This is a genomic window from Streptococcus sp. 1343 (assembly GCF_013277355.1).
GTDB classification, from domain to species: domain Bacteria; phylum Bacillota; class Bacilli; order Lactobacillales; family Streptococcaceae; genus Streptococcus; species Streptococcus pseudopneumoniae.
On sequence record NZ_VMMT01000005.1, the window covers coordinates 1 to 6,413 of the forward strand.

A 6,413-nucleotide genomic window follows, 5' to 3' on the forward strand; every position below is an offset into this window, starting at 1 on the left:
GGATGCAATACTGAGTGGATCAATGAATTTCTAAGGCAAGTCTCACAAGCTTATCCAGATGACTATATTTTACTTGTCATGGATAATGCTATATGGCATAAATCAAATACCTTAGAGATTCCAAGTAATATTGAGTTGGCTTTTATCCCACCTTATACACCAGAAATGAACCCTATTGAACAAGTCTGGAAAGAAATTCGAAAACGAGGTTTCAAAAACAAGGCTTTCCAAACATTGGAAGCCGTCATTGATAAGCTTCAAGAAGTTATTCAAGGACTGGAAAAAAGCGTTTTAAAGTCCACTGTCAGCAGACAATGGACAAGGTTGCTTTTTGAAAATGATTGAGTATAAACGTCTCAGCTGAATAGCAAGCTGGTTCTGGAGTTCCTGAGAATTGCTTCCAGATGCTCCTTTCTGGTTGATAGCTTCTAGGTATTCTACGATGGCAGTATAACTAGGCTGTAACTCAGGTGCTGAAACGATGAGTTCTTGCTCTAATTCTTTTGATAAGGTGTAAGCCATGTTCATACCCCATTTCTACAACGCAAAAGGCCTACCAAAAAGATTGGCAGGTTTTGAAAATGGGTATGAAAACGCAAGTTTATATATATATATATATATATGCAAGCTAGTTATTTGCTTAAATCTGAAAACCATAGGGACTCTTCCTTTTCATTCATCCAAGGCGTTGCGACATCGAAAAAACAGCGCCTTTACTTCCTTCTATTGTATCATAAAAGACTAGTAGTGAAAAGGTTTCCCATGGTTTTATCTCTTATTTCAGAGTAAAGGTAGTTTCTTTCTTAAATTTTCAATCTATCTATAGACTAAAAGATCTTTTTAGTTTAGAATAGTAATATAAACTATTTTTGTATCATGATAACTTAGAATAATTCATAATTTTTTAATAAAAATAAAAAATATAAATAGGAGAATTTATAATGTGTAAAGTCTATAAATATAGCGAACTATACTCAACAGATTTTATGTCTTATTTTGACAATAAAAAAGAAGTAATATCAGACATTGAACTTCAATCAGATGAATATAGTATAGATATTGATAAAATTATTGCTGAATTAGGAATTGAGGTTATAGAAACATACTTCGATTCGCATTCTGGAAAATATGATGCTGACACTAAAAAAATGTATGTTAATATTTTGGAACCGCTACAGCGTCAACGATTTACTAAGTCTCATGAATTAGGCCATTTTGTGTTAAAACATGAAGGAATTTCTGAACGTGAACAAACACCAGTAGCGAATGCTAAAGAAAGAGCTGCTAACCAGTTTGCAGCAGAACTACTAATGCCGCAAAAGTTAATCATAAAAGCAATCGATAGAATGGCAATAGATTATTCTATGACCTGGGAGGAATTAGATACTTTAAATGATGAAATTATTATTACTTATCTTGCTGAAAAATTAAATGTGTCCAATCCGGCTATGAAATATAGACTTATTAATTTGGGTGTATTGTCCATTTAAGGAGAATTTTATGTTACTTAGGGATAAATTCTATGAAAATTTAGGGACCTATTATTCATCCCCTGAAGAAATAAAAAATCAACTGAATTCAAAAATCTTTAATGATTTTAAAATAGTAATAAATATAATTGGAATAAACCAACCTCAGGAAGATTTAACACCAATTTACAAAATTCAAAATCTAGAACTCTCATCAACAAATAAAAACTCTAAATTGCAAGATGAAATCGATGATATCAATAAATATTTATTAAGTGCAGGTACGGGATTAGGATATAAAGATGAAAAAAATTCATGGAGTTTATTTTACTTAATAAAAGAAATGATTACATCGTTTCAAAGACAAGGCTATAATTACTATAGGGGACAAAGAGAAGATTGGGAAACAGTACCAGGGATATTTAGAAATTTACAAAATAGTGAAGGAAATAAATACTGTAACACTTTTGAATCTCTTTATCTAAATATCTCTAGAGAATTTCCTGATGAAGTTAAATATGTCCCTTTAAATCAAGAAATGTTAGATATCCGAGCTGATGAATTAGCTATCTTACAACATTATGGTTTGCCAACAAGTCTACTAGATATTTCCGAAAATCCATTCATAGCCATGTTGTTTATGTTAGGTTTTGGGAAAATAAAAAATCCTCAGTTAGAGTTCTATAAAATTGACTCCAGCAATGATAGTGAGAATGGAATAATTTCTTTAGTTCATAAGAAAATTACAAATAAGAGAATACGGGCACAAAAAGGTGCTTTTATAAATTTTGATAAACTTATTAAATTTATAAATTTTAAAAAAAATGAAATAGAATTAGAAAATTATAAACCTATCGATAGAATTATTCTAAATATCAAATTTAATATAGAGGCCTCTATTAAGTCTTTAAAAAATCAGCAAAGCTCTAATCATACTAAGCCAGAAGATGATCTATCTTCTAAAAATTTAGACGGAGTAATTAAATTTTTAGAAGGAAAGTCTGTCAAATCAGGTTCTGATAAAAATAATCAAGAGGAAAGAATTTCTGGCGACTACTATGAATTAATTCAAAGAGAACTTTTACGAAAGTTAAAAGAGTACAATTATGAAACAAATGCCTTATTTCCAGATTTTTCAGACTATTTGATTTATAAATCTAAAGAATTCGAATTAAAAGATGATAAAAAATCTAATAGAGCGGTACTTAATGAATTAAAAAAAAATTCAAATAACCTGCCTTATCATAAAAGCAAAAAGAATAGAAAAGGTAAATATAGAATCACAAGAGTCTGGAGAAAAAGTCTTTGAAATCAAAAAAACGCATAGTATCAAGAATTAAACAACCTTGATATTATGCGTTTTATTGTAGAAAGATTTACTTCATTTTCTCCTGAAATTGAGTTTTTCCCAGCATCCTTGTGTATTATTCTTGTACTTCTTTCTGAGCAGCCTTGCCTTGGTCGAGAAGGGCTTGGACGATTTTCTCATCGCGTAGTTTGACAGAATCGTTGATCATTTCTGCGGACTTGACGATGGTTGTTTCTAGTTGGGCACGTTTCTGGCGTCCCAATTCAATAGCTGCGACGATACCTTGGTTTTGAGCGACCAGACTTTCAGCCAGTTTGGTAACAGACTCAACAGCGACTGTCGGACTTTGAGCAATTCGTTCCATCTGCGGAATCACTTCCTTGCTGGTCTCAGCTAGCATCTGAAGGGCAGCATTATTGGCATTGACAATGGCATCTGCCACGACACCTGATTTCATGGATTGTTGCAAAATACCCAGTTGGGCAATGGAAAGTTTCATTGTCGGAATCGTATTACGACGAAGCATTCCCAATTTTTGGCGCATATCAGATGACACCTTCACAAGATTTCGTATCTGAGGTGTTGTTGCCCAGGCAACATAGAGACGGCTGACATACTCAGTATGTTGTTGTTCAAGGGTATTGACCACTTCAGCCATGCGGGCCAATTCTTGTGACTTGGTCTGGTATTCTACCGTACTTGTATCGAGTTGATCAGCTTGAGCTTTCAGTTCGGCAGCGCGTTTGCCAGCTTCTGTCTGGCTGGCTTCGATAAAGGAAATCACTCCCACTAGATTTTCAATGGATTTGGTATTGTCCTCAATCAACATCTCAGCAGAGACGATATTTCGAGCTAAGACATCTTCTTGCTTGACCACTGCGGCAGCCATACCATCGAGCTTTTGCTCCACTGTTTTTGAGTCAAAGTAAAATTCCTGTAGGGTATTCTTGCTCTTGTTAAACAATCGTTGCAAAAAGTTTGGCTTTTCTTCTAACTCAGCAATTTCAGCGTTCTTGTATTTGACTACAAAGCCTTGCAACTCACGGTTGGTATTCTTGAGAAGATCATCCACTTGGGGAATCTGCAGTTTCTTTTGTTCTGACAAGATACGGTTGACCGTATTGTTTACACCTTCTACAGCAGATTGTCCAAAATCCAAAAGAGCATTTTGATTGGTGACAAACTGGTCTACCAACTGGGGCACGTGCGCCTTGATCCCTTCTTGTTGCTCAGGGCTCAGCTTCTCAAGGAAGGTCAAGGTCTTGTCTGAGCCAGTATTGGTCTCGATGATTTGGGTTGTCTTATCCTCCTTAGCTACCGTATTATTGGCAATCTGGTCAATATCAAAATTAAATTCTGTCATGGTTACTCCTTTGTTTCTAACCTATTCTTTACGATCTTTTTCTAGGATACGCAAACTAATATCAAAATCACGCATATCTGTTTCATTGAGTTCTCTCAACACCTGGTCCAGCTCAAGGTCAAATTGTTCGATAGCTGCTTTAGCTTGCTGTAAACGTTCTTCTGCTCGATTATAGTTTTTAGGATTGGCCTTAATCTTTAAATAGCCTTCTAAAATCGTTTTGAATTTCTCCATCTTCAAACTATGAATGGCCGTCAATTCTTCCTTATCCCCCTCAGCCGAGGTAGCAATCTTGTCTAAAATGGCCTGATGGTCAATGGCAATATTGGCCAAGGTCTGGGACAATTCTGGAGCTAATTCCTCTGGCTCCGCATTTTCAAGATCTACCTGACTTTCTCTATCCAAACGTTCTAGCTGAACATCGATGTTTGCCCTTACTGTACGAACCTTTTTGTCAATACGGTTGTAGACATCAGCATTGATATAGGACTTGAGACGATCCGCCTCCTGATGGATTTCCCTCAGTTCGATTAATACTTGATTAGCCAGGCTCTTATAGGAATCTGAACCTTTTTCTACTAAAATTCCCTCTAATTGCTGAATATCTTTGTCCGCCTGACGAATCCGAGCTTTTAAAAGCTCAATCCGATCGTCTAGAGAGGCATCTTGCAAAAGAGGATAGCGCCAACGTTTATAGAGGCGATAACCACCATAGACTAGCAGGACACAAGCCGCAAGCGGAAGAGCATATTGGACCAACAGGCCTAATAAGAACAAGAAGCCCCAAAAATAGAGACAGCCTTTGCAAAAACCATTACCTGATTTCATAAACATTCCTTATTTTCAATTTATAAATCTATTTTAGCACAAAAGAGCAAAATGAGGGCGGAAATCCCCTAGAAAAGAGTTGATTTCTTTGCTGTAGAATGGAGGCTAGTAGAGCGTGGGCTAATTTCAGTAAAGCGGACTCAAACCACAGGCTTCAGTGTTATAAGATTGCGAAATGACCTCTGAGGACATATCAAAACAAAAGCTTGAAATATCGGAGGGGTTGTGTTAGAATTAGAGCATAAAGGGAAAATAATGCTTCTAGCATATATAACTAAAAAGCCCCACCGTGCCACCGATGGGGTTTTTTGCTACCCTCTTAAAGGGTTAACTATTACTTCTTACGTTTCTTAAGACATAACTTGAAAAGTTCAGATAACACGTTAATAAGTAACGGAGCTAGAAACACTGTGAGTAAAGTTTCTAGCATATGTAACACCTCCCTTCCTTAAATTGAGGGAGCCAAAATATAGTAGATTGAAACTAGAATAGTACATCTGGATTTCTAAAATATTACTAGAAATTGATTTGATTGTCCTGATTGATTTGTCCTATTTTTATTTTATTTCTCTATATTATATCATCAAGATCACGTAATTCCCAAACAAAACGCCTTTATGTGTATGTACTGATGCACTGATCCCAAAAAGTTAGACAATTAATTTAAGCAAAGGATTTAGTTCTGTATTGCACAGGGCTAAGTCCTTTTAGTTTTACCTTAATTCGTTTATTGTTGCAGTAATCAATATAGTCTACAATAGCTTGTTCCAATTGATTAAGCGATTGAAACGACTTCTCATAACCGTAAAACATTTCCGATTTCAGAATCCCAAAGAAGGACTCCATCATACCATTGTCTGGGCTGTTACCCTTACGTGACATAGATGGTTAGATTCCCTTATTCTTTAAAAAATGACGATAGAAATCGTGTTGGTATTGCCATCCTTGGTCACTATGGAGAATTGTATTTTCGTAATGGTTCTCTGTAAAGGCTTGTTCTAGCATAGCTTTCATTTGTACTAAGTTCGGCAAATAGGAGATAATTTCACTGTTAAAGCCATCTAAAACTGGTGATATAGTTGCTTAGTTTCAAACAAGCATGTTATAATAAGGCTATGGCATATAGTACAGATTTTAAACAGAGAGCATTAGATTACATCAAAGAGGGGAACAGCCATGTCGAGGCAGCCAAGGTTTTTGATGTCGGCGTCAGAACTCTCTTCACGTGGGAAAAGAACTTACGTGAACAAGGACACTTAGAGAGGAAAAAGCGAGTCGTCAAAAACCGAAAGATTCCTTTAGAGGAATTGAAATCCTTTGTAGAGGCTCATCCAGATGCTTTTTTACGGGAAATTGCGGCACATTTTAATTGTGCTGTTCCTTCAGTATGGGCAGCTTTAAAGAAGATGAAGGTCACTTCAAAAAAAGATGACGAGCTTTAAGG

At 35.7% G+C, this 6,413-nt stretch carries 6 protein-coding genes and 2 pseudogenes; 4 read left to right on the forward strand and 4 right to left on the reverse strand.

Features of this window, described 5'->3' with window-relative positions:
• On the forward strand, positions 1–345 hold a 345-nt coding region (locus HT709_RS00750; protein WP_172922307.1), incomplete at its 5' end, for a transposase.
• Here the strand turns inward: HT709_RS00750 and HT709_RS00755 are convergent.
• Positions 292–522 carry a hypothetical protein gene (locus tag HT709_RS00755; RefSeq protein WP_240156661.1) on the reverse strand — a complete coding sequence of 77 codons (231 nt, stop codon included), beginning with the start codon at positions 520–522 and terminating at the stop codon, positions 292–294. The genes HT709_RS00750 and HT709_RS00755 overlap by 54 nt on opposite strands.
• 419 nt (positions 523–941) lie before the next feature.
• On the opposite strand from HT709_RS00755, the gene HT709_RS00760 reads away from it, so the two are divergent.
• A complete protein-coding gene (locus HT709_RS00760) occupies positions 942–1,490 on the forward strand; it encodes an ImmA/IrrE family metallo-endopeptidase (RefSeq protein ID WP_000335401.1) in 549 nt (182 codons plus the stop codon).
• Between the two features lie 10 nt (positions 1,491–1,500).
• Positions 1,501–2,778 (forward strand): FRG domain-containing protein, encoded by a 1,278-nt coding sequence (locus HT709_RS00765; RefSeq protein WP_023941419.1) that lies wholly within the window; start codon positions 1,501–1,503, stop codon positions 2,776–2,778.
• A gap of 115 nt (positions 2,779–2,893) precedes the next feature.
• Here the strand turns inward: HT709_RS00765 and HT709_RS00770 are convergent, their stop codons facing one another.
• From HT709_RS00770 to HT709_RS00780, 3 genes and pseudogenes are all read right to left on the reverse strand, one after another.
• Positions 2,894–4,141, reverse strand: coding sequence for a toxic anion resistance protein (locus HT709_RS00770; RefSeq protein ID WP_172925416.1), 1,248 nt, complete (start codon positions 4,139–4,141; stop codon positions 2,894–2,896).
• A gap of 21 nt (positions 4,142–4,162) precedes the next feature.
• On the reverse strand, positions 4,163–4,969 hold the full coding sequence (locus HT709_RS00775; RefSeq protein ID WP_172925417.1) for a hypothetical protein: 807 nt from the start codon (positions 4,967–4,969) through the stop codon (positions 4,163–4,165).
• A 663-nt stretch (positions 4,970–5,632) separates the two neighbouring features.
• Positions 5,633–6,046: pseudogene (locus HT709_RS00780) on the reverse strand (IS3 family transposase); the annotation flags it as partial.
• A 38-nt stretch (positions 6,047–6,084) separates the two neighbouring features.
• Between HT709_RS00780 and HT709_RS00785 the strand changes: the two are divergent.
• Positions 6,085–6,396, forward strand: a pseudogene (locus HT709_RS00785) (IS630 transposase-related protein); the annotation flags it as partial.
• Positions 6,397–6,413: the final 17 nt, after the last annotated feature.